We start from the raw sequence: 23,976 nt of genomic DNA, 5'->3' as shown, positions 1-23,976 counted from the left end.
CGGAAATGAGCGGCAAAAGTACAAATATTACTTGGCATGACCAGACAGTTTCAAAAGGACGTAGAAGAGAGAAAAGCAAACATCACAGCTATGTATTATGGTTCACTGGGCTTTCTGGTTCAGGGAAATCGTCTGTAGCAAATGCAGTTGCAGAGCGATTGTTTCAGGATGAAACACACACATATGTGCTTGATGGTGATAATATCCGATTCGGAATTAATAAGGACCTTGGTTTCTCGGAAGAGGACAGAAAGGAAAATATTCGCAGAATCGGTGAGGTCAGCAAGCTGTTTGTAGACAGCGGCCAAGTCGTGCTGACAGCATTTATTTCTCCTTTCCGAAATGATCGCGAGGAAGTAAGAGCATTGCTTGAAGATGATGAGTTCGTTGAAGTATATGTGAAGTGCTCCCTTGAGGCTTGTGAGGCGAGAGATCCTAAAGGTCTTTACGAAAAGGCGAGACAAGGAATTATTAAAGACTTCACAGGAATCAGCTCCCCGTACGAGGAACCAGCAAATCCGGAAATTGTGATAGATACAGAAAAATCTTCTATTGAAGATTGTGTAGAACAAATTGTTCAATTTTTGAAAGAAAAAGGCTATTATAGAAACATATAAATGATAGAAAAAAGGAATTATAGTGTCTCGTTTGTGAGAATCCTATAATTCCTTTCTGTTAATATCGCCTGTTTTTAAGGGCTTTACTGCAGCAACAGAGGGAGGGTGAAATTGTGGGGAAAGTATATTTAGTAGGAGCAGGACCTGGAGATCCAGAATTAATTACAGTTAAAGGGCTAAATTGCATTAAAAATGCTGATGTCATTGTGTATGACCGTCTTGTCAATGAGGAGCTACTGCACTATGCAAAACCGAAAGCAGAGCTAATTTACTGCGGGAAGCTGCCGCATCATCATGTGATGAAGCAGGAATTAATCAATCAGACTCTTGTGAAACATGCTAAAAGAGGAAAAATCGTAACAAGGCTCAAAGGGGGAGACCCATTTGTTTTTGGCAGAGGTGGAGAAGAAGCGGAAGAACTAGCTAAAAACCAAATTCCATTTGAAATTGTGCCAGGCATTACTGCAGGCATTGCTGCACCAAGCTATGCTGGCATACCTGTAACGCATAGAAACTATGGTTCTTCCTTTGCATTTGTAACAGGGCATATGAAAAATGGGGAAGAGGATAGCATTAAATGGGAAGCACTATGTCATATTGATACACTTGCAATTTATATGGGTGTGAGAAATCTGCCTAATATAAGAGCAAAGCTGCTTTCCTTCCAAAAAAGCGGAGATACACCTGTTGCTTTAATTAATTGGGGTACAACAAGCAGCCAAAAAACGATTGTCACAACTTTAGACAAGGTAGTAGAGGATGGGGAAAAAGGAAAGATTGAGAACCCGTGTATGATTATTATTGGTGAGGTTGTCCGGATGCGAGAAAAAATCCAATGGTTTGAGAATTCCTTTGAAGATTCATTGGCGAAAGAAGTGGTTTTATAATGGAAGCTGTTTTATATATATGCCATGGCAGCAGAGTAAAGGAAGCAAGTGATCAGGCGATAACCTTCATAAAGGAATGTATGAAGGAAAGCAATTACCCTATCCAGGAATATTCTTTTCTTGAGCTGTCTGAGCCTAGTATCGAGGAAGGCTTCAAGGCATGTGTAGCTAAAGGGGCAACTACTATTTATGCTGTGCCCGTTCTTTTACTGACAGCTGCACATGCGAAGGTGGATATTCCTGAAGTCCTTGATGAGCTTGTGAAGGAATTTCCAGCTATTCAATTGCATTATGGGCGTCCAATTGGTGTTCATGAAAAAATGGCAGAGATTGTGGCACATAAAATTAAGCAGTCAGAATCATATAAAGCAAAGGATGCTCTTGTTCTTTTAGTAGGCAGAGGAAGCAGTGATCCAGATGTCAAACGTGATCTAAGAGAAATAGGAGATATGGTGGAGAGCTCACTTAATGGAATAAAAGTGGAGGATTGCTATTTAACAGCAGCCTCTCCAAGCTTTGAGGATGCCCTTTTGGCTGCAAACCAATCCTCTTACGAAAATATTATCGTAATCCCATATTTACTGTTCACTGGAATTTTGATGAATACGATGAAAAAAACAATAAATTCCCTTTCGAATAAAGAAAAGAAGTATGAGCTTTGCAGCTACTTAGGCTATCACCCATCTATCTCAAGCATTTTAAAAGACAGAATTAAAGAAGCGGCAGAGGCTGATAAATATGTTCCCATTAATGGTTGATATGAAGGATAAGAAATGTGTCGTTGCCGGAGGAGGCAATATTGCACTAAGGAAGGTGCGCGCACTTCTGGAAGCAGATGCAAGAATTACAGTCATCAGCCCTGAAATATGCCCAGAGCTTGAGGAGCTTGAGCGAAAGGGAGTAATTGCAGCAGTAAAAAGAGAAGTGACAGATGTGGATTTTGAAGGTGCCTTTTTTGTTGTCGCAGCTACAAATAATCCGCAAACAAATCATACTATTGCAAGTAAGCTGAGTGACCGCATGCTGGTGACTGATGTTTCAGCAACAGCAAATGGAAATTGTCATGTACCTGCTAGCCTTCAAAGGGGCAGGCTAACATTAAGTGTCTCCACAATGGGGGCAAGCCCGATCTTGGCAAAGAAAATTAAAGAAAGCTGGGTACAAGAGTATGAAGAGGACATGGGGGAATATTTGGATTTTCTGTTTAATGCCCGGGAAATGATTAAAAAGGCCAATTTGACTCCTGCAGATAAAAAAGGTTTGTTGGAGGAAATTACAGATAATAAATATAGACAGTCCTCTTTGTTAAGAAAGGAATTTCAGAAGATTTTCCAAAACTTCTAACAAGAGAGGATGTTAGAGGTTCTTTTGCTTTGCTTTCGATTAAAAGCCTGCCGATATGCTAGCGGCAGGCTATAGTTTATTATTTAGTTTTTACAAATTCCATTACATAACGGACATATTTGTCATCCTTGCACATCCATGCACCGTGATTTCTCTTTAAGAAGTTTTCGCCTTCCTGGAAAGAAGAAAATGTTTCAGGCAGCTTTGTCTTCTTTTTGTTAATGACCCATTGCTGCTTGCCGACTGGGTATAAATAAAACAACTCATCGTGTTTATTTTCATACAGCGTACCTAATGGTGAGTTTTTCTTGTTATAATCGTTCTTTCTTGGGTCTTCCCTTAATGGTTCAAGTGGGAATGTATCTGTCACAAAGCTTTTATATGCTTCATTTGTCATTGTGCAGCCGGATGCCTTAACATGTCCGCCTCCACCATATGTACCAGCAATCTTGGAAACATCGACATGATCATGAATGGTGCGGAAGCCGACCCTTTTTCCGCCGATGTTAAGAATTGCAATATAATCCAGATGAGGATAATCCTTGCCTAACTCATTGCCTAGCTCTGAATGATAGGATTCAGCATAGACAACTCCGGCATAATAACCGTCGACCTGTGCTTGAACTAGCTCGCGCCTTTTCCGGCGAATATAGCGTTCAATTTTCTTTTCTTCTAAGTCGAGAATCTGTTTTTCAACTTCATCAAAGAAGAAGTGATCACTGTTTGTTAGTCTCTCCACCATTTTTTCTACAAATTCATCAAAAGAAATTAAGTAAAAAAGTGCATTAAGCTTTTGGGCGTCAAAGTTTTCATTCTTCTCCCAATCCCAAGTATCGTATTGTCTGACTAGCTCAACAAACTCTGCCATGCTGTCAGAGGCAGTTAGGTGCCCGTTTTTTACAAGGTACTCATACAATAAAGAAGTAGCACAGGTGGATATCCCATCTGCATCCTCTACTAAAACATGTCCCCATTCAAAATCATTAAGATGCAAGGCTGTTTTATGGTGATCAATAAGTTGAACCTTGCCGCCCTTCTTATAATAATCATCAAGCCTGATGGCATTTTCTTCACTGACAGACAGGTCTGTCACAATTAGAAAGGTATCCTCAGGTTTGTGATCAAGGAATCTTTCCACTTCTAGATTAAGGCTGGAAACGGAATTATAGCGGACCTCTACGCTTTCTCCAAAGGCAAGCTTTGCAATGATTCCGCAGCCAACTCCATCCAGGTCGTTATGCGATAATAATTTATACATTTTTTTCACCTCTGCCCAATAGTATAATCTAATATGGAAAAAATAGAACAACTATCTCGAATAATTCTTCTTATTAGAACATAAAAAGAGAAGACCTAAGGATGCTACCTAGGTCATTCATTTACTATCATTCAAAAGAAACAAAAACCTGATAGTTGCCTACTTGCATTTCAACCATATTATCTGACATCTGATAATAGATGTTATTTAAAAGAATGCCACTGCTGATAAGGCTCTCGTGTTCCCTTACTAATGAAAGAAATTCCTGAGACCCGCCAAGCTTTAAATCAATCCGCTTTTCAACAGGCAGGTTTTTCTGCTTTCTTAAGTCTTGAACAGAGCGAATAAAATCTCTTATGAAACCTTCCTGTGCCAACTCAGCAGTGATGCTCGTATCTATTATAACAGTAAAGTTTCTGTTTGATGCCTCACTATAGCCTGACATAGAAGCAGACTTATAAACAAGCACATCTTCCTTTTGAAGCTCTACTTGCTGCCCATCAAGATTTAAAGTTAATTGCCCATTATGAAGAAATTGCTCAATCTCTTTCTGTGTCAGAGTGGAGAGGGCGTTATGAACAGGATTTGCCAGCTTGCCAAGGCGCTTGCCTGCATTTTTAAAGTTAAGCTTAAGGCTATGCTGAATATATCCCTTACTCGATTCGGCCCAATCTATCTGTTTCACATTCAGCTCACTCTTGATGATTTCACTAAAGCTTCGCAGTACATCAGAAGTTAGTTCGTTTGAAACGATTGCCATCATGGCCAAAGGCTGTTTTGTTTTGACTTGAGTCTGATGACGAATGCTTCTACCAAGCTCCACAATTTCTCTGACTGCGCTCATTTTTTGCTCAAGCTCTAAATCAATGGTCAATTCATCGGTTTTTGGGAAATCTTCCAAATGGACACTTTTTCCTGTCAGCTTATAATGGATATCTTCAGCTGTAAAAGGTGTAAATGGTGCAAGCAGCTTTGTTATTTGCACAAGCAGATTATAAAGGGTATGGTAAGCGCATGTTTTGTCTGCGGTCATTCCTTCACTCCAGAACCGCTCTCTGTTTCGGCGGATATACCAGTTGCTAACATCCTCAAGCAGATTGCCGATATGCCTTGCTGCGTTTGTCAGCTGGAAGTTTTCCATTTCCTTGTTTACTTGTGATACAGTCGAAGCAAGACGGGAATTAGCCCATTTGTCCATTAATGTTAACGAACCAGCTTCAATAGATGATTTTGGATTAAATCCATCAATGTCAGCGTACAGCTTATAGAAATGATGAAGGCTTGTTAATGTATCGACTAATTTAGACTTTGCTTCTTGGACATTTTTAACTGAAAATCTTTTCTGGTTCCATGGAGCGCTGTCTTCGATCAATGCCCATCTTAGCGAGTCAGCTCCGTATTCATGGATGAGCTCAACCGGATCAAGTGCATTTCCTTTGCTTTTAGACATTTTCTGGCCATTTTCATCAAGTACATGGCCTGTTGCTAATACATTTCTATATGGCAGTTCTCCATTATAAAGTGTAGATACAGCTAATAAGGAATAGAACCAGCCGCGTGTTTGGTCAATTCCCTCAACAACTACGTCTGCTGGATACTGGCTTTTCCATAGTTCCTTGTTTTCAAATGGAGCATGATATTGTGCAAAAGGCATGGAGCCACTGTCGAACCAAACGTCGATTACCTCAGGTGTGCGCACCATTAGCGTGCTACAGGAAGGACAAGGGAAAGTTATATTATCAACATATGGCTTATGAAGCTCAAGCTCATCCAAATTACTGTCTGTTAGGTTCGCTAAATCAGCGATGCTTTTTGGAGCCGTTTGTTTCTTGCATGCAGGACATTCCCAAACATTCAAAGGTGTTCCCCAATACCTGCTGCGGCTGATGTTCCAATCTACCATTTGTTCTAGGAAATTCCCGAAGCGACCATCCTTTATATGGTCTGGATACCAGTTTACCTGCTGGTTATTTGCTATCATTGCGTCCTTCACAGCTGTTGTTTGGATGAACCAGCTTTCAAGTGCATAATACAGAAGGGGCGAATCACACCGCCAGCAATGAGGGTAGGAATGTTCATATTTTTCTTTATGAAATAATAAGCCTTTTTCATGAAGCAGCTTGATGATATCCACGTCACAGTCTTTAACAAATCTGCCTGCTAGTGGAGTGACTGCTTTTGTATATTTACCGCTCCCATCAACGACCTGAACAAAGGAAAGATCATTTTCTTGGACAAGACGATAATCGTCTTCCCCGTATGCAGGTGCGATATGGACAATGCCTGTTCCGCTGTCTGCTGTAACAAAGTCTCCGTTGACGACATAATGGCCCTTATCGACAGTGATGAAGGAGAATGGTGCTTCATAGCGAAGTCCGAGTAATGCACTACCTTCTATTGTTTCGAGAATAACGCTGTCAGCTGACATAGCCTTTTGGGCAAGAGCTTTAGCTGTTATATGGATTTCAGTACCTGTCTGTATCCGAACATATTCAAGCTTTGCGTTAACCGCAAGTGCAACATTTGCTGGCAATGTCCAAGGAGTTGTCGTCCAGCCGAGGATAAACTCGTTATCTCTGTCTTTTAGTTTGAATTTTACAGTTGCGCTTAAGTCTTTAACATCTTTATAGCCTTGCGCAACCTCATGGGAGCTTAAGGATGTTTGGCAGCTAGGGCAGTAGGGAGAAACCTTATGTCCTTTGTATAGCAGTCCTTTGTCATGAATGGTGCCGAGGATATGCCAAACAGACTCAATGTATTCATTGCTCATTGTCATATAAGGATTCTCCATGTCCACCCAATAACCTAATTCCTTCGTGAAATCCCGCCATTGCTTTTCATAGGAAAAGACGCTCTCCTTGCATTTTTGAATAAATGCCTCTACTCCATAGTCCTCAATTGCTTGCTTACCAGAGATGCCTAAAGCCTTCTCCACACCAAGCTCAACTGGCAAACCATGTGTGTCCCAGCCAGCCTTGCGGACGACCTGCTTACCTGCCATTGTCTGGAAACGAGCGATGATATCCTTTATTGTTCTGCCAAGTGCATGGCCTACATGGGGCATACCATTAGCAGTAGGTGGACCCTCGTAGAAAACAAAGGATTCTTGATCCTTTCTTGCTGTTACTGATTTTTCAAAAATATGCTCTTGCTCCCAAAATAAGCGTATCCTTTTCTCTTTTTCTGCTTGCGTTTGCTGTTGGCTTTTTTCCATGATAAAACCTCCTTTAAGGTGAATGCTTACCAGAAAATACCGGAACATGACAGCTTGAGTAAATAAAAAACACTCGTCCCTATAAAAAGGGACGAGTGTTGTATACCCGCGTTACCACCCAAATTCTGCTGCAAAAAGCAGTCAGCTCTTAGTCAACGTACCATCATACGTGTTCCTTGTTAACGGTGGAAGTCCCGGCAAGGCTTACTCATATTTCAGCCTTGCATCTCAGAGATGATGTTTCTGTCTGGATTCATTTGCCGGCTTCCACCATACCCGGCTCGCTGTAAACTCATGCCAAGACGTACTTGTTCTCTTCATCGATTTTTATAAATTCTGGAATGTTTTGTATATAATAGCACTTATCATCTCTTTATACAAGAGATAATAGCTGTAGTAGTATACTATACGGAATTAGTGTTTTTTAGTGACTGTAAATAATGGGAAATTGCCAATAAGGGATAGATTTTGCTGTAGCTATGGTAATGAATATAGAATTGTCCAGGCAGCCCAATTCCTGTAGGATAGGTGCTGCTCAGCGTATCCTTGTTTGCTGTTAAAAGAAATTTTAGTCCTCTTGTAACTGCCTCACTTTTCGATTCACCTGCGGCAACCAGGGCATCAATTGCCCAAGCAGTCTGCGAATCTGTACTAAAAGGAAGGGCGATAAACATGCGCTTTTCACTGCTTCGGCATGATTCACCCCAGCCTCCGTCCTGTCTTTGAATGGCTTTCAACCACTTGACACCTTTTTGGATACTCGCATGTTTTTCGGAAAATCCAGCAGCCCTTAAGCCAGTGATTGCTGCCCATGTCCCATATATATAGCAAACACCCCAGCGCCCGTACCAAGAGCCGTTCTTCTCTTGGTTGTCTAGGAGCCATTGAACAGAGGCCTTTAAGTGAGGGTGATTTTCTGTTAAACCGGCAAAATTCCCTAAATATTCGAGTACTCTGCCTGTCAAATCTGGTGTAGATGGATCGACAGCAGCATCTTTGGCATTTTCAATTGGCACATGCTGAAGAAGCTCCCAATCTGTATTTTTTTCGAATGCTCCCCAACCGCCATCTTTGTTTTGCATGGACAGAAGAAAGTTAGTCCCACGCTGCCAGGCTTCGTGAATGACCTTATTATTGGCAGCTGATCTTGTTAAGGCTCTTAACGCAGCAGAGGTGTCATCATTATCTGGATTATTTGTATTAATGTCAGAAAACCCCCAGCCTCCAGGAGAGGTCCCTTTGTTATGAACATGCCAGTCTCCTAATTTTGTGTGCTGCTTTTTTAACAGATAGTCAACAGATTTGGAGATGAAATCATCGCTCGGCAAACAGCCTGCCTCTTGAAGGCTATAGCTTATTAATGCTGTGTCCCATACTGTGCTTGTTGAGTTCTCTAAATGGGCATGTGTTCCTGTTTTGTCAATAAGGGCGGAGAGTCCTGACATAGCCTTTTGAATAACAGGTGAGTCTTTACGATAGCCGAGTGACAGGAGCCCATAAATCATAAAAAAGGTTGCACTTGCATAGCTGTATAGTGTCCCATCCTCCTCGAGCCGGTCTAATATATATTTCTCAGCATAGTAATAGCCAAGCTGATGAAGGTAGCTGGGCCATTTCCCAATCCTTTTCATTTCCTTCCAAACAAAAGAGAAAGGAGATCTTTCATCTTCTAAATACTCTATGTCAGGGGAGGGTTCGTCGTTTCTAATATGAAGGTCACTTAGGTTTGGTTTGTTTTTGGCTTTGATGGTGAATTTTTTATTAGAGGCAAGGAGCATTGGGATGAAATGAATACGCGCATATGCGCTGAATTGAAAGAAATTTACTGGTTGAAAGGACGGCAGCAGCAAAAAAGTCATGGGTACATAAATCATTTTAGACCATGGATAAAGCCCATTGACTGAAAGCATCCACCTAATCATAAAATGTGCTTTAGAAATACCTCCGTTTTTTACTATAAAGGACTTTGCTTTTTTCATGTTTTCATCAGTACGATTCACATAACCAGAATATAAAAGGGCTGTATATGCGATGATTGTTGCAGATAAATGACCGTTCGGTTCATCTTGATATGCTTTCCAATAACCTTCCTTCTGTTGTGAGGCTTTTAATGAGTCAACAAGTAGCTTAATGTTTTCTTCCTCTGTTTTCATATCCAGCGCTCTGCATGTAATGATAAAGAAGGCATCTGTCATTAAACTGCCTTGAAAACGAAAGCGAAAGGAGCCGTCTTTAAATTGGAGGCTCGCAAGTTCAGCTACTCTCCGTTTTTGTTCCATAACAATCAGTTCTGTTTCCAAAGTAATCACCTCGGGTAACGATATTCTATTTTCTAAGGTATGCGGCTTAGCTGGGTTATCATGATTGAAAAGGGAAAAGAAAAAAATGGAAGCGGTTTTTATGAGCAAGAATTGAGGTATATGGAAAGAAAATAAACTGCAGAAAGAGGAGATTGTATGGTTCGGAAATTAGAGCTTGTGTTTGATGCAAATGCAGAATTAGGAGAAGGACCGTTTTGGGATGATAAGAAGGAACTGCTGTATTGGGTTGATATTGATAACAGAAAAGTTTGTATCCATAATCCGGGCAAAAATGAAAATAAGGAAGTAGTACTTTCACAAAAAGTCAGTGCCATTATTCCAACTCCTGAAGGGAATAAAGCAGTTGTTGCGTTAGAAAATGGCTTTCACTATTTAGACCTGGACAGCGGGGAATTGCAGGCTATATTTGATCCAGAGGAGCATTTGCCTGCTAACAGGTTTAATGACGGAAAATGCGACACACAAGGTCGTTTCTGGGCAGGAACAATGAGTACAGAGGATGAGAAGGAGAAAGCAGCATTATATTGTTTAGAGAAAGACGGGTCCATTACGAAGAAGGTCGATAAGTTAAGCACTTCTAATGGGTTGGCCTGGTCCTTAGACAATAAGTACCTATATCTTATCGATACACCTGTACAAAAGGTATATCAATTTGATTTTGATTTGGATTCTGGTGATATTGACAATAAGCGTGCTATCATTGATTTTTCAGATGAAGAAGGCTTCCCTGATGGAATGACGATAGATGAAGAAGGAATGCTGTGGATTGCCCATTGGGGAGGCGGACAGGTCTCAAGGTGGAATCCAAATAGCGGAAAGAAATTAGAGGCAATCAATGTGCCAGCACCAAATGTCACTTCCTGTGCATTTGGCGGAGAAAATGCTCAGGAACTGTATATCACAACAGCACGAACAGGTATGAGTACAGAGGAGCTGGAAAAATTCCCGTTAGCAGGAGCGCTTTATAAATGCAAGATGGATGTGAAAGGATTTCCTGGGAATTATTTTGGCGGCTGAAACACTTGAAAGAGAAAAAAGATTCATGGTAATGTATCCATGAATCTTTTGTTTGATTATTTTTAGCTTCCAGATGGTTTTGCGTTTTGATTTTGGAAGATTGCCAGCTTATCAACGAGATTTTTGCTGGCAGAATCTAAGCCAATGATATTGACTGTATTGTCATTTTCACGGAGCTTAAGAACAACTTTATCAATGGCTCCAACAGCAGAGTCATCCCAAATATGGGATTCAGAAAAATCAATAACGATATTTTTGTTCTGGTATGCGTTGTTAAATGCGGCTACAAAGCTGTCAACAGATGCAAAAAACAGTTGGCCCTGCACAAAGAATTTATGCTCATTTTCCGTAAATTTCTTCGTGACATTAACATGTGATATCTTCGCTGCAAAAAAGACAGCACTCAAAATAACACCTGCAATGACTCCTTTTGACAAGTCATGTGTAGCAACTACAATAACAACTGTAACAAGCATGACAATTGCGTCTGTTCGCGGAGCTTTTACTAAGTATTTGAAGGAAGACCAATCAAATGTGCCAATACAAACCATAATCATAATGCCAACAAGCACTGGCATTGGTATTTGTACAACAAGATCTCCTAACACAATGATTAAAAACATTAAAAAAGCTCCTGCGACAAAGGTGGAAAGTCTGCCCCTTCCCCCTGATCTTACATTAATTCCAGATTGGCCAATCATAGCACAGCCAGCCATACCACCGAAGAAGCCGGTAATGATGTTAGCAATCCCTTGTCCTCTAGCTTCTCTGTTCTTATTGCTGTCTGTGTCTGTTGCATCATCAAGAATACTCGCTGTGAGCAGTGACTCTAATAACCCTACAACTGCCATGGCGATGCTATATGGAAAGATAATGGCAAGTGTTTCAAAGTTGAAAGGAATATCTGGAATCAAAAATGATGGCAAGGTTTTTGTTATATTGCCTAAATCACCCACAGTTTCAAGCTGCATATTCCCAAAAATAGATGCAATTGTTAACAATATAATAGCAATTAAAGGTGCTGGGACGACTTTAACATATCTAGGCAAAATATAAACAATCAATAAAGTGATTGCTACGAAAACATACGTCATATTGGAAATCCCGAGGAAATGGGGCATTTGTGCCATAAATATTAAGATGGCAAGGGAATTTACAAATCCAATCATAACTGCTCTTGGTATGAACTTCATTAGCTTGGCAATTTTAAAAATGCCAAAAACCACCTGGAAAACTCCTGTAAGAATTGTTGCTGCAAACAAATATTCCAGCCCGTAATCTCTTACTAATGGCCCCATCAGCAATGCCATCGCCCCTGTTGCCGCAGATATCATCGCAGGTCTTCCGCCAGCAAAAGAAATGATTATGGCAATACAGAAGGAAGCATATAACCCAACCATTGGGTCAACACCTGCAATAATCGAGAAGGCAATTGCTTCTGGGATCAATGCCAATGCAACGACGATACCTGAAAGAATATCGGCTCGGACATTGAAAAACCATTCACGTTTTATTTTTTCTATCAAAATTATTCACCTCATTATAGTTGGCAAGTTTCAATAAGGAGAATTGTAACAGAAATTTTCCCAAAAGGGAATATATATTGGGACGATTTTTACAAAAGGCATTTTCCTATCTATAATAATTAATAGTAGAAATAACAAGGGAGGCATAAAGATGATATTTGGCTATATGCGGCCTGCCCAGGAGGATACGGATTGTAAGCTTCAGGAACAGGAGCTTACTGGTTTATGCGCAAAGTTAGTAAAAGAAGGGCACTCCTCAGCAAAAAAAAGAACGGTGCTTCACCAGCTGCTAGAGCAGTTAAATAAGGGAGACAAAATTGTCGTATGCAGATTGTTTACACTAGCAGACTCTAGCAGGCATCTTTTTGAATTACTGGAGATCCTCGAGCAAAAGGGAGCCTATTTGCAAACATTGCATGAAGATATTGATATGGAGCAGCAAAAAGAATATTCCTTGAAGAAAATGGTCGGACATTTAGTTGAATTTCAAAATGAAATCATTAGTGAACGAACTAAAAAGGGAATGGAATTTGCGAAGAAAAAGGGGATATCGACAGGAAGACCCCGTAAAGCAGATGAAAATGTAAAAAAGGCCATTGAAATGTATCAAAGTAAAAGATATAGCTTAAATGAAATTAAAGAGGCCACAGGTATAAGCAAATCTACGTTATACCGTTATTTAGAAAACTAATAAAAGGCGGTGAGCTTATGCGAAAAGTTGAGGTGTGCACATATAAGGAAGAGTGGAGTTCTCTGTTTGAAGAAGAAAAACGGCAGCTTGAGAATATTTTCGGCGAGGTAATACTGGAAATACATCATATTGGAAGCACGAGCATACATGGCATGAATGCAAAACCCATTATTGATATAATGCCTGTTGTTACAAATATACATAATGTTGAGAAGTTCTATAACGAAATGGCTGAATTGGGCTATGAAGCGAAGGGGGAGAATGGGATTTCCGGCCGAAGATATTTGCAAAAAGGCGGAGATGAACGCACACATCATCTCCATATTTATGAGAAAGATAATAAGGACATATTCCGTCATCTTGCATTTCGTGATTATTTGCGTGTAAACAAGGAGGATGCTAAACAATACGGTGATTTAAAAGCAGCATTAGCACAAAAGTACCCCAATAATATAAACGCTTATATAATGGGAAAGCATGAAGTTACAGCAGCTCTAGAGCAAAAGGCATTAGCTTGGGCGAACCGCAAAAAAAACACCTCTACTTCTTAAATTAAAAACTTCCGCAAATACAGTCTCCATTTTATTAGCTAGACTAATAATAAAAAAAAGGAAAAAGGAGAATATTAAGTATATCAACTTTGCGCGGGAGGAAAATCATGCCAGAACAGAAGATAGAGCTTACCTCGACTGAGATAGCTTCGTTATGGACCTCTTATATGAATAACACGATGAGTAAATGTGTGCTAAGCCATATGAAACAGTATATTACAGATAAAGAGATAGCCGAGGTTGTGGAAAGTGCGAATTCAATCTCCATCAAGGAAGTGGATAAGCTTCAGCATATCTTTCATGAAGAGAATTTTGCACAGCCATATGGTTTTACAGATAAAGATGTTCATCTTGATGCCCCTGCTTTATTTACAGATACCTTCTCTTTAATTTATATAAATCATATGGCAAAAGCAGGGATGCTTGCCTATAGTGGTTTCACTGCTATGAGCTATAGAGAAGATATCATTGAGCACTTTATTTTATCCCTGCAATTAACTGTTAAGCTCTATCAACACAGCAATGATGTGTTAAGGAAGAAAGGCTTGTTAGTCCGGTCACCTTACATTTTGCCGCCTTCAAATATAGATTATATTGACAGTAACAGCTACTTAAGCGGTTTAAATTTCTTCCATAAAAAGCGTCCATTAAATGCAATCGAGATATCTCATTTATTCATGAATATCCAAACGAATAATATTGGCTATAAAATCAGTCTTGCCTTTGGACAAACTTCTGACAATATAGATGTCCAGGAATACATGGTTAGGGGTAAGGATATTTCGAAAAAACATGTAAAAATTTTTGCGGACACTTTAATTGATGGAAATATTCAGAGTCCGATGTCATCTGATATTGGAATAACGCAATCAACAATCAGAACATTCTCAGATAAATTAATGATGTTTCATATGGCCCTATTGAGCGCATCAGGAATCGGCAATTATGCAACAGCTGCTGGTGCGAGCCAAAGGAGTGATATTGCCGTCAATTATGAACGTCTTTCCTTCGAAATAGCTCAATATGCAAAGACTGGGGCAAATATTATGATCAAAAACAGCTGGCTTGAGCAGCCTCCAGCAACAGCGGATAGGGAAAAACTTATTAAAGAGAAGCAATCGGAGTAAACATGAATGCTTTCTATTAAAGTAAAATAAAGACAAAGCCTGCACAAAAAGTGATGGCTTTGTCTTTATTTATGTAGCAGGGTTTTTTAAATGCTGTTGAATTATGTGAGCGCTTTCTTCTAATATGTACATTACTGGCATTTGGGAGGTGATATTAGAATCTCCCAAAAACACTTCTGTCACATAATAGGCAATGTTTATGTCTGAAATTTTTGCAAGCTGGCAGTTTTTGTTGTTCGTGATACTTACAATGTTGGAGCCTTCCATTTTAAGTTGGTTAGCTAAATTAAGGGTGAAATCTGTCTCACCAGAAACAGAGAGAATGATGGAAGTGCTGTTTTTTAATTCTTTACTGTTTATCGGATAAAAAGGGTCTTTAATATAAGAGGAAAATTTGCCAAGACTAGAAAAATACCTTGCGCCATACTCAGCGAGTATTCCTGAGCTCCCTGTACCTACAAAAATGATTTTGTCTGTCCGCAGCACAAGCTCTGCCATTTTTTGAATATGTGATTCGAAATTTCCCTTCATCGTCCGTTCAAGAAACTCAGATAGATAGTACTTTGTAGATTTTAAATTCTCTTGCTCATTTCTGTCCAAAAACAGCTTGAGCTTCACTTTAAATTCTGAAAAACCATCACAGTTAAGCTTTCGGCAAAAACGTAAAATACTTGAGGTGGATACATGGGTTTGATCTGACAGCTCTCTTATCCGCATATAAATGACCTTATCGCTGTTTTTCGTGATGAAGTTGTAAAGAATCATTTCCAATTCATTAAATGTTTGGACCATCTCTCTTGTAAACAGGTTGATCTCCTCCTAAGCTAGGATTTGTTCTTTTTAGCATTTATTTCAAACCACATTATAACTATAAAACAACATGTGCCATAATTGAAACAATTTCCTTAAAATGAAACAAAAATCTAAGTTACGAAATGTTATTGATAAATTAATGAAAGCGTATACAATACAATACAAGGAGGAGTTAACAAAGAATATATAGGAGAAAAATTAGGAGGGGTTCATAATGAAAAAGCTTTTATTAGTTTGTGCAGCAGGAATGTCTACAAGTTTGTTAGTTAACAAGATGAAGGATGCGGCAGAGGAGAAAGGAATAAGCATTGAAATCTTTGCATTGCCAGTATCAGAATGCCAAAGTGTTGCTGATCAAGTCGATGTTGTTTTATTAGGGCCTCAGGTTCGTTACCAAAAGCCACAGGTTGAGTCCATTATTGCTGGCAGAGTACCGGTAGAGGTAATTGATATGAGAGCATATGGAACGATGAATGGCAAAGCTGTTTTAGACAGAGCACTTGAACTGCTGTAGGAATAAAAATATAGAAAAATAAGTCAGGCAAGACCTCCTGTACATCATGAAAAAACATCCATCTGCCTGTCAAACAGATTCTACATCTAAAGGGTGCAGAATTATAATTTAATAGGGGGAGTAACATATGGGCTTTATGGCCAATTTTGAAAAGTTTGCTGAGAAGGCTTTGGTGCCTGTTGCGTCTAAATTGAACTCACAGCGGCATATTGTAGCAATTCGGGATGCATTTATTTTATCTTTTCCGATTACCCTTGCTGGTTCACTTATCGTTTTGCTCAATTTTGCTGTTTTGGCGCCAGACGGATTTATCGCTAAAATATTATTTCTTCATAAGCTATTTCCAGGCTTAGCTGACCTGCAATCCGTTTTTTCTCCGGTACTAAACGGATCAACGAACATTTTGTCCATGTTCATCGTCTTTCTCGTAGCAAGAAATATGGCCATCTCACTTAAATCAGATGAACTGCTGAGCGGTTTAACGGCATTGTCCACCTTCTTTATTATTTATCCGCCATACACTGCGGTAGAAGGCACAAGCTTCTTGACAACGCAATGGGTGGGAGCACAAGGGCTTTTCGTAGCAATAATTGTTGGTTTGCTTGTTGGGGAATTTTTCAGTGTGCTTTCCAAGTCGAAGAAATTGCAGATAAATATGCCAGCATCTGTCCCGCCTGCTGTTGCACGGTCATTTAAGGTGCTGATTCCGATCATTATTATTACGGTGGCGTTCGCAATTGGAAACGCTATTATTAATACTTTTTATCCAAAAGGCTTGCATGAATTTATTTATGCTGTCATTCAAACACCGTTAAAGCATTTGGGCACTAATATCTTTTCACTTGTCATTTTGGCAATTGTTTCAAACCTTTTATGGGTTTTCGGTATTCATGGTCCTAATACAATTGCTGCTATCCGTGAGGCTATGTTTGCTGAAGCAGGTCTTGAGAATTTAAACTATGTGGCAGAGCATGGTTCTGCATGGGGCGCTCCATATCCTGTGACATGGGCAATCAATGATGCCTTCGCTAACTATGGTGGTTCGGGTATGACCTTAGGTCTATTAATTGCGATATTTATTGTCGCAAAACGGAAGGATTACCGAGATATTGGCAAGCTTTCCATAGCTCCAGGTTTATTCAATATCAATGAACCAGTTATTTTCGGTTTACCTGTCGTGCTTAACCCAATCTTAATCCTGCCGTTTATATTGGTTCCTGCTATAAACATTATTATCGGCTATGCTGCTATTGTTACAGGACTGATTCCGCCTATCGCTTATTCAGTGCCGTGGACAACACCTGGGCCGCTGATTGCATTCCTAGGAACTGGCGGAAACTGGCTCGCACTAGTCGTTGGATTTGTCTGCTTGGCTGTTTCGACACTCATTTATATTCCGTTTGTAATGGCAGCAAACAAAGCTGCTGCTGACAACAATATTGGCTCTGGTGATTCGGAGAAATCAGCATAATAAAATGAACGAATATACTTTTGAGTTTTATTGTGGTCAAATCAGATTTGTAAAAGAGTTTTTTGCGGAATATGAGGACAATTATGTGTCAACAACTGTGGAGCAAACCAGCAGAATAAAAGTACTAGTCATAGTGAAGACATTGCTTTCTACACAGGAAGCGTTAAAACATCTTGAAAATGTTTTTAAACAATCTAAATTTGGTTGTGCACTTCATTTTACGGCAAAAGCTGTTGGTGATCCCTTTTAATAAAAGCAAAGAGGCCTCTATAATAAAGAGGTCTCTTTGCTATGCTAAAAAACTAAAGGCTCATGGTGTACCAAAAAAATTACTTAATGGGCAATACAGTGGAGGACTTGATTTCCCTAAGTGCAAGGCTAGTATTGATTTTTGAAATACCAAGCTTGTTCAGTTTTTTAATAAAGCTTTCTAATCCTCTTGTGTCTTTATTGGCAACCTTTAAAAGGTAATCATATTCGCCTGTCAAACAGTGACATTCCAAAATTTCCTCCATCTTGCTTAAGACATCTTCAAGCTCTGCGATTGCCTCTTCCTGGTGAATATTAGTGGAGATAGAGATATAGCATAATAAATCAAAGCCCAGCTTGTTATGGTTAAGAATGGCAACCTGCTTGTCAATGAACCCTTCTTTTTCCAAGCGTTTAATGCGAGCATGTGTGGCAGGTGGAGACAAGTTAACAAGCTTAGCCAGTTCTGCATTAGAGAGCTGTGCGTTTTTTTGCAACAAGTCCAATAGATTTAAGTCAATTCCATCAATTACTTTATTAACAATGGTTTCCATCGAATTTATCCACCTTTCTTTTATTCAGTATTCTCCTTCAGAAAGTAGCTGAAAATGAAGATAATTACGTTAACCTATATAATACTTAATAAAATTTTGTATTTACTGTATTATACAAAATTTTATACCGTTATAGAAGACGCGGTGATACGATATTAACAAGAATAACGCATGTTGCTTGTGCGAAGGAGCTGTTAGTATGCCGTATGTTTTTCTGCTGATTACGAGTTTTTTATTTGGGGGGAATTTTGTTTTAGGTAAATCACTTGTTGGTCATGCATCCCCAGGCACGCTGACAAGCTTGAGATGGGTGCTTGCTGTTATATGTTTAATGCCAATCATTTGGAGACAAGAGAAACGACTTATCCCTCCAAAGGAAGCATTACTACCTTTAATCTTAATGGGATTAACAGGAGTGGCTGCTTTTAATCTCCTGCAATTTCGTGCACTTGAGTACACATCAGCCAGCAATGTTGGCTTAATCTCCACATTAAATACCATTTCAATTGCTTTGTTTTCCTTCCTTTTTTTAAAGGAAAAAATTAATCGCTGGCAGGTCGCTTCCATGCTGTTATCCCTTTTTGGAGTTCTGCTCGTATTAACAGAAGGAAGGCTAGGATTGTTGTTGGAACTGCGCTTTAATAAAGGAGATCTATACATGATTGCAGCTGTTTGCATATGGGGCATTTATTCTGTGTGCAGCAGATGGGCAATGAGAAAAACATCTCCGCTAATGGCAACATTTGCTTCTGGGGCAATTGGTGTTATTCTGCTGTTACCGTTTAATGCTGTTGATTTCTCCATTACGAATATGAATGCTTCCTTTATAACATCAATCATCTATACTGGTGTTGTTTCAACTGTCATATGTATGGTGCTTTGGAATATTGGAGTTCAAAAGCTCGGTGCTACCGAAGCAGGTTTATTCCTTAACTTCAATCCGATATTTACTGCGATTCTGGCATTTATATTTCTTAATGAAAAAATGAGTTGGATGCAGGCCATAGGCAGCATTGTTGTTATAGCCGGCTGTTACTTATTCACAAAGCTGAAAAAAATTTCTGATCATCAATTAAAGGATAGTTCGGTCCATTTAGAAGAGGGGAATTCGACAATATTCGTGCATGGAAAAAAGTAGTTCTTCCTATTTTAGTCGAAATTTACTATAATATATGTACACATAAGCAAGGGGGGATTTCATATATTGGAGTCTCCTTTTGTTTGTATAAAAATTTATTATAGAATATAGCAAGTGAGCAATGAGTTTTTACTGTTTCCGCTTTTGTTGTATAGTTAAATATAAATGTAAAAAAAATTGATAGAACAGGATGTTGAAATTATGAGTGAAAAACCATATAGAGTACTTCTTTACTATAAATATGTAACTATTGAGAATCCAGAAGAATTCACTAGCGAACATTTAGCGTTTTGTAAGGAGCTTGGTTTGTTAGGACGTATTCTTGTATCTTCTGAAGGAATTAATGGAACGGTTTCTGGAACAGTTGAACAGACAGATAAATATATGGAAGCATTTAGACAAGACCCACGTTTGGCAGATACTGTTTTTAAAATAGACGAAGAAGAAGGACATGCCTTCAAAAAAATGCATGTACGTCATAAGAAAGAATTGGTTAACTTAAGTCTTGAAGATGATGTTAATCCATTAGAATTGACTGGTAAGCACTTGAAACCAACTGAGTGGTTTGAACAAATGCAAGATCCTAATGCAGTTATTATTGACGCTCGCAATGATTATGAATTTGACCTAGGTCATTTCAGAGGGGCAATCAAGCCTGACATTGAAACATTCCGTGAGCTGCCACAATGGATTGAAGACAACCGTGAAATGCTTGAAGGAAAGAAAATTCTGACTTACTGTACAGGTGGAGTTCGTTGTGAGAAATTTTCAGGATGGCTTAAGCGTGAAGGATTCGATGATGTATCACAGCTTGACGGTGGTATCGTAACATACGGTAAAGATCCAGAGGCACAAGGTAAGCTTTGGGATGGGCAATGCTATGTATTCGACCAACGGATTAGCGTCCCAGTTAACAGAGTGGAGCATGTAGTTGTTGGTAAAGATTACTTTACAGGAGAACCATGTGAGCGTTACGTGAACTGTGCAAACCCAGAATGTAACCGTAAAATCCTTGCTTCACCAGAAAGTGAAGAGAAATTTATGAAGAGCTGCAGCCATGAGTGCCGTACACATCCAAGAAACCTATATGTGAAAGCAAATGAGCTAACACCAGAGCAGGTTGAAGCTAGAGTGAAAGAAATTGCGGAATGGGAAGCTAACCATTCAAGCAACTTAGCATAATAAAAAAAAGCTGTTTTCCTATTAAGGAAAACAGCTTTTTTATGGATGTTACAGTTCGATGCTCTCTCCAAGCTGAAGAACCTTGCCTTTAATGCCGCGTTCTTCCAACGCTTTGACAAATGCGTCTCCATCTTGTTCGATAGCAGGGAAAGTATTGTAGTGGATAGGGATAATCAATTTCGCTTTGTACCATTCTGCAGCCAAAACAGCATCTTCTGGTCCCATTGTATAGTGGTCACCAATTGGAAGGAATGCTACATCAATATCATGTCTATCTCCGATAATCTTCATATCACCGAAAAGGCCTGTATCGCCTGCGTGAAGAATTGTTTTTCCTTCTGCCTCAATGACAAATCCAGCAGGCATTCCGCCATAAAGAATGTTTTTGTTTTCTTCGTCAATTATTCCTGAGCTGTGGAAGGCATGAGTCATTTTCGCTTTTGCAAATTGGAGATCCAATGTACCGCCAATATTCATTCCAATTGTCTCTGCGCCCTTCCAGGACATGTATGCGGCCAATTCAGGGATTGCTACAATTGGTGCGTTATTTGCTTTAGAGATTGGTGCTGCGTCCAAAATATGATCTCCATGAGCATGTGTCAACAGCACAGCATCCACACTTATATCCTCCACACTAACTTTAGCTGCAGGATTGCCGCTAATGAAAGGGTCAATAATAAGTGACTTTCCGTTTGCTTCTATTACAATTGTTGACTGTCCGTGATATGTAATTTTCATCATACCATCTCCTCTTTTTAGCTTTCTAATAATGACGCTAATTTTCACTATTTAGATTAGAATAGTTTAGCCGCTTTTGCCAAGCAATATGCTTGAACTATCGTTTTGAAGTCAGCTCTTAATTTCGGAGAGGAATGTATTATAGGAAGATGCCAATTTAGCTTTTTCATCTACAGACAGAGTAGAAATAGGCTCACGACAATAACCTGCATGAATACCTTGCTCGTTAAGCAAGTGTTTTATGGATCTTAATATACCTAACTCTAGCATTGTTTCCAATAAAGTCTTAATCTTGTCAAAGATAGCCTTCGCTTTATCTGATTCTCCGAAACTGATAGCTTTTGATATGGCTTGCATCTCGTTAGGAATAATATTGCCAATAATGCTTGTAATGCCATCATAGCCGTAATCTTTGTTTTCAAAAATAGTAAGGTCGGATCCAGATAAAACAAGGAATTTATTGCTTAATTGCTGTTTAACATGAAGGATTTCTGCCGTATCACCAGCTTCCTTCAACGCCATGATTTGCGGAAATTGACTTGCTAAAGAAAGCAATGTCTCTGTTTCTAGGTTAAATCCCGTTCTTGGAGGATTATTATATAGCATGATTGGCAGAGATGTATGAGAACAAATTTTTGCTACATAATGAAAAGCTTCTTGTTGACTGATTCTTAAATAAGGTGGAAAACCGAGCATAATACCATTAAGTCCGGCACTTTCTGCAGCAGCTGCAAGCTCTATTGCATCCTTTGTTAGAACGGCAGCAACACCTCCATATAATAGAAAATCATCAGAAGCTGCTTTTTTCACTTCATGAAATAAGGATACTCGCTCACGTATTGTCATGGAGTGCTGTTCACCTGTAGAGCCGCTAATTAAAAGGGCAGGAACTTTGTTTTTTCGATAATGTTCCACTAAAGAAGGAATGCCTTCTAAGCTAAGATTGCCGTCCTCCGTGAAAGGGGTAATCATTGCAATGCTAAATGGGATAAATGGATTAGACATTATCATTTCCACTCCTTCTATAATATTTTATAATTATTGTAGCTGGGGGGATTCAGAAAATCACTATTTTTCTGAAAAAAAGAGGGGGATTAAAAGTTGGGAGAAAAGGTCGCATTAAATTATGCTCTGATGATTGAACAAGTAAAAAGCAATAACGTTAACGATGAGGAAATTCTTATGGCATTGGCAAAAGGAAATATTGCCTTTTTCAGAGAGTTTGGCAGGGGATTGCCTGATTGGGAAGCGCTGTTCACATTCTATCAAAACAATCGAAATAAGCTAGAGCAGCTGTTAAAAGGAGAATATGAAATCAGCTTCTTAACGAAGGGTACATTAAAAAGATTTCTATTATTCAAATTTGGTTTACAGGAAGGAAAAGACTATAAAGACAGAGGTGAAATACTTGCTGGCTTGATATTATCACATGAAGACTATGAGAACTTAACGAAAAATATTGCGCGAAACTGGGTCGTAAATATATTGGAACATGCAGAGGGAAAGGTGCGGTTTAATATTGAGCTGAGGATTAAGCCAGTTATTTAATAAATTTCTTTTAAAACAGGTTGTTATTTTTCTAGAAAATCTTTCTTTATTAAATAGAGGGAGGAAAGAAAGATTGATTAAATACGAACCTGGAAGGATATGCTATAATGAGACTGGCTAATGAAAGTTAGCCCCTTTTTTTACACTAAAAACAGAACACATGTTCCTTTGTTAAGGGGTGCTTAATTAATGTATGAAGAATCTGTTGATGAAGTAGCGAGGTTTATGGAAGAAAATAAAGACTTTATGGAAAATGTGATTGTACAAGGTTTTTTGCAAGAAAAAAGGAACTTTAAGCTGTTTACAGATGCAGTTTGCCATCCTTCAAAGGAAAACAAGGACAAAGTAGATGAAGCGTTTAAGAAGTATTATTTCACAATCCGCTTCACATCCTATATTTCCTCCTCTATCCATTTCAGTGCATTGAATTTTTATAAGAAAATAAACCTCCGCGAGAAAAGATTTCCTTTGCTGCTTGATTCAGATGCCGAGGATGGAGGCAAGTCATATAAGGAGTATATGGAAGACCCAACATCTAATTTCGAAACATATGCAGAAAGCGAGGGAATACGAGAAAGCATAACAGAATATATTGCTGATCCACTTTTATATGCTGCCATACAATCACTCTCAAATGCTCAAAAAACTGTTCTGTATTATGCATACATTAAAAAGCTAAATGATACAGAAATAGGAGCAGTCATCCAGAAAACACAGCAAAATGTATCGAAGTCACATCAGAATGCTTTAAAAAAGATTTACAGCTATATGGCGAGAAAAAAAGGAGGGATGTAGCCGATGAGTATCGGAGATTTGACACAATGGATGTCGATTATAAGTAATTATGCATTTCCTGTCAGTGTTTCGTTATACCTTTTATTAAGAATAGATAAAAAGCTCGACATGCTGAAAAAAGACTTGGCAGAAAAAACAAAAGACGACAGAAAGGAAAATGCATAATGGCTACCTTGTATTCATTAGTAAAAGAGTCAAAAAATAATCCTGAAGCTTTAGAGGAAGTAATTGAACTGTTTGGTCCTAAAGTCAGTAAAGCTATCGCTCAGACTTCAGCAAATGAAAAGGATGATTTATCACAGGAGCTGAAGATATTATTAATGAAATGTATTCAGCTATATGACTTAGATAATGTCCCAGGCTTCTGGGAATTTAAAGACAAGCTTAGCAAGAGAAATTCATCATAAAATAATAGCTTCTC

Annotated in this window: 25 protein-coding genes and 1 other annotated feature; of the genes, 17 read left to right on the top strand and 8 right to left on the bottom strand. The window is 39.0% G+C overall.

The window, feature by feature from the left end; genetic code table 11:
- The first annotated feature begins 5 nt into the window (after positions 1-5).
- From cysC to NQZ71_RS01210, 4 genes are all read left to right on the top strand, one after another.
- A complete protein-coding gene (cysC, locus tag NQZ71_RS01225; protein WP_127740657.1) occupies positions 6-617 on the top strand; it encodes an adenylyl-sulfate kinase in 612 nt (203 codons plus the stop codon).
- Positions 618-730: 113 nt separating this feature from the next.
- Positions 731-1,504, top strand: coding sequence for a uroporphyrinogen-III C-methyltransferase (gene cobA, locus NQZ71_RS01220; protein WP_275009659.1), 774 nt, complete (start codon positions 731-733; stop codon positions 1,502-1,504).
- A complete protein-coding gene (locus NQZ71_RS01215) occupies positions 1,504-2,262 on the top strand; it encodes a sirohydrochlorin chelatase (RefSeq protein WP_275009658.1) in 759 nt (252 codons plus the stop codon). The genes cobA and NQZ71_RS01215 overlap by 1 nt, the downstream gene beginning before the upstream one ends.
- Positions 2,243-2,848, top strand: coding sequence for a precorrin-2 dehydrogenase/sirohydrochlorin ferrochelatase family protein (locus tag NQZ71_RS01210; RefSeq protein WP_317011207.1), 606 nt, complete (start codon positions 2,243-2,245; stop codon positions 2,846-2,848). The genes NQZ71_RS01215 and NQZ71_RS01210 overlap by 20 nt, the downstream gene beginning before the upstream one ends.
- Before the next feature lie 79 nt (positions 2,849-2,927).
- On the opposite strand, the gene NQZ71_RS01205 is transcribed toward NQZ71_RS01210, so the two are convergent.
- The 3 genes from NQZ71_RS01205 to NQZ71_RS01195 form a co-directional block, all read right to left on the bottom strand.
- Positions 2,928-4,106 (bottom strand): DHH family phosphoesterase, encoded by a 1,179-nt coding sequence (locus tag NQZ71_RS01205; RefSeq protein ID WP_275009656.1) that lies wholly within the window; start codon positions 4,104-4,106, stop codon positions 2,928-2,930.
- Between the two features lie 127 nt (positions 4,107-4,233).
- Entirely contained in the window at positions 4,234-7,320 is a 3,087-nt protein-coding gene (ileS, locus tag NQZ71_RS01200) for an isoleucine--tRNA ligase (protein WP_317011206.1), read from the bottom strand.
- A gap of 84 nt (positions 7,321-7,404) precedes the next feature.
- Positions 7,405-7,650, bottom strand: a binding site (T-box leader).
- Between the two features lie 74 nt (positions 7,651-7,724).
- Complete coding sequence (locus NQZ71_RS01195; protein WP_375545237.1) at positions 7,725-9,599, bottom strand: terpene cyclase/mutase family protein; 1,875 nt, start codon at positions 9,597-9,599, stop codon at positions 7,725-7,727.
- A 177-nt stretch (positions 9,600-9,776) separates the two neighbouring features.
- Between NQZ71_RS01195 and NQZ71_RS01190 the strand changes: the two genes are divergently transcribed.
- On the top strand, positions 9,777-10,658 hold the full coding sequence (locus NQZ71_RS01190) for an SMP-30/gluconolactonase/LRE family protein (RefSeq protein WP_275009653.1): 882 nt from the start codon (positions 9,777-9,779) through the stop codon (positions 10,656-10,658).
- 62 nt (positions 10,659-10,720) lie between these two features.
- On the opposite strand, the gene NQZ71_RS01185 is transcribed toward NQZ71_RS01190, so the two are convergent.
- Complete coding sequence (locus NQZ71_RS01185) at positions 10,721-12,184, bottom strand: SulP family inorganic anion transporter (RefSeq protein ID WP_317011205.1); 1,464 nt, start codon at positions 12,182-12,184, stop codon at positions 10,721-10,723.
- A 151-nt stretch (positions 12,185-12,335) separates the two neighbouring features.
- Between NQZ71_RS01185 and NQZ71_RS01180 the strand changes: the two genes are divergently transcribed.
- From NQZ71_RS01180 to NQZ71_RS01170, 3 genes are all read left to right on the top strand, one after another.
- Positions 12,336-12,875: a recombinase family protein gene (locus NQZ71_RS01180; protein WP_144457478.1), complete on the top strand. Its 540-nt coding sequence runs from the start codon at positions 12,336-12,338 to the stop codon at positions 12,873-12,875.
- A gap of 17 nt (positions 12,876-12,892) precedes the next feature.
- Positions 12,893-13,426, top strand: a complete 534-nt coding sequence (locus NQZ71_RS01175; protein ID WP_144457476.1) for a GrpB family protein — start codon at positions 12,893-12,895, stop codon at positions 13,424-13,426.
- A gap of 107 nt (positions 13,427-13,533) precedes the next feature.
- Positions 13,534-14,553: a DUF3231 family protein gene (locus NQZ71_RS01170; RefSeq protein ID WP_144457474.1), complete on the top strand. Its 1,020-nt coding sequence runs from the start codon at positions 13,534-13,536 to the stop codon at positions 14,551-14,553.
- Between the two features lie 69 nt (positions 14,554-14,622).
- Here the strand turns inward: NQZ71_RS01170 and NQZ71_RS01165 are convergent, their stop codons facing one another.
- On the bottom strand, positions 14,623-15,360 hold the full coding sequence (locus NQZ71_RS01165; RefSeq protein WP_144457472.1) for a MurR/RpiR family transcriptional regulator: 738 nt from the start codon (positions 15,358-15,360) through the stop codon (positions 14,623-14,625).
- 220 nt (positions 15,361-15,580) lie between these two features.
- On the opposite strand from NQZ71_RS01165, the gene NQZ71_RS01160 reads away from it, so the two are divergent.
- The 3 genes from NQZ71_RS01160 (at position 15,581) to NQZ71_RS01150 (ending at position 17,601) form a co-directional block, all read left to right on the top strand.
- On the top strand, positions 15,581-15,880 hold the full coding sequence (locus NQZ71_RS01160) for a PTS sugar transporter subunit IIB (protein WP_127740681.1): 300 nt from the start codon (positions 15,581-15,583) through the stop codon (positions 15,878-15,880).
- A gap of 127 nt (positions 15,881-16,007) precedes the next feature.
- Positions 16,008-17,351, top strand: a complete 1,344-nt coding sequence (locus NQZ71_RS01155; RefSeq protein WP_144457470.1) for a PTS sugar transporter subunit IIC — start codon at positions 16,008-16,010, stop codon at positions 17,349-17,351.
- Between the two features lie 85 nt (positions 17,352-17,436).
- Positions 17,437-17,601 carry a hypothetical protein gene (locus NQZ71_RS01150; protein WP_260054753.1) on the top strand — a complete coding sequence of 55 codons (165 nt, stop codon included), beginning with the start codon at positions 17,437-17,439 and terminating at the stop codon, positions 17,599-17,601.
- Between the two features lie 79 nt (positions 17,602-17,680).
- Here NQZ71_RS01150 and NQZ71_RS01145 read toward each other — a convergent pair whose 3' ends face one another.
- Positions 17,681-18,154, bottom strand: coding sequence for an Lrp/AsnC family transcriptional regulator (locus NQZ71_RS01145; protein WP_144457468.1), 474 nt, complete (start codon positions 18,152-18,154; stop codon positions 17,681-17,683).
- A 199-nt stretch (positions 18,155-18,353) separates the two neighbouring features.
- On the opposite strand from NQZ71_RS01145, the gene NQZ71_RS01140 reads away from it, so the two are divergent.
- Complete coding sequence (locus NQZ71_RS01140) at positions 18,354-19,292, top strand: DMT family transporter (RefSeq protein ID WP_260054755.1); 939 nt, start codon at positions 18,354-18,356, stop codon at positions 19,290-19,292.
- Between the two features lie 201 nt (positions 19,293-19,493).
- Positions 19,494-20,474: an oxygen-dependent tRNA uridine(34) hydroxylase TrhO gene (gene trhO / locus NQZ71_RS01135; protein WP_317011204.1), complete on the top strand. Its 981-nt coding sequence runs from the start codon at positions 19,494-19,496 to the stop codon at positions 20,472-20,474.
- 48 nt (positions 20,475-20,522) lie between these two features.
- Here the strand turns inward: trhO and NQZ71_RS01130 are convergent, their stop codons facing one another.
- Positions 20,523-21,215, bottom strand: coding sequence for a metal-dependent hydrolase (locus NQZ71_RS01130; RefSeq protein ID WP_144457462.1), 693 nt, complete (start codon positions 21,213-21,215; stop codon positions 20,523-20,525).
- 108 nt (positions 21,216-21,323) lie between these two features.
- Positions 21,324-22,217, bottom strand: a complete 894-nt coding sequence (locus tag NQZ71_RS01125) for a dihydrodipicolinate synthase family protein (protein WP_144457460.1) — start codon at positions 22,215-22,217, stop codon at positions 21,324-21,326.
- 96 nt (positions 22,218-22,313) lie between these two features.
- Between NQZ71_RS01125 and NQZ71_RS01120 the strand changes: the two genes are divergently transcribed.
- The 4 genes from NQZ71_RS01120 to NQZ71_RS01105 all read left to right on the top strand — a co-directional run bounded on the left by NQZ71_RS01120 (position 22,314) and on the right by NQZ71_RS01105 (position 23,962).
- The gene (locus NQZ71_RS01120) at positions 22,314-22,760 is read left to right on the top strand and encodes a hypothetical protein (protein ID WP_144457458.1); all 447 of its coding nucleotides are present in this window, start codon (positions 22,314-22,316) and stop codon (positions 22,758-22,760) included.
- Between the two features lie 189 nt (positions 22,761-22,949).
- Positions 22,950-23,555, top strand: a complete 606-nt coding sequence (locus tag NQZ71_RS01115; RefSeq protein WP_144457456.1) for a sigma factor-like helix-turn-helix DNA-binding protein — start codon at positions 22,950-22,952, stop codon at positions 23,553-23,555.
- Positions 23,556-23,558: 3 nt separating this feature from the next.
- Complete coding sequence (locus NQZ71_RS01110; RefSeq protein WP_127740697.1) at positions 23,559-23,720, top strand: YvrJ family protein; 162 nt, start codon at positions 23,559-23,561, stop codon at positions 23,718-23,720.
- Positions 23,720-23,962, top strand: a complete 243-nt coding sequence (locus tag NQZ71_RS01105) for a helix-turn-helix domain-containing protein (RefSeq protein WP_144457455.1) — start codon at positions 23,720-23,722, stop codon at positions 23,960-23,962. Before NQZ71_RS01110 ends, NQZ71_RS01105 begins: the two co-directional genes overlap by 1 nt.
- Positions 23,963-23,976 lie beyond the last annotated feature (14 nt).

The organism is Niallia taxi (assembly GCF_032818155.1).
Classification (GTDB): Bacteria; Bacillota; Bacilli; order Bacillales; family Cytobacillaceae; genus Niallia; species Niallia taxi_A.
This window is presented reverse-complemented; position numbering and strand designations above follow the sequence as displayed.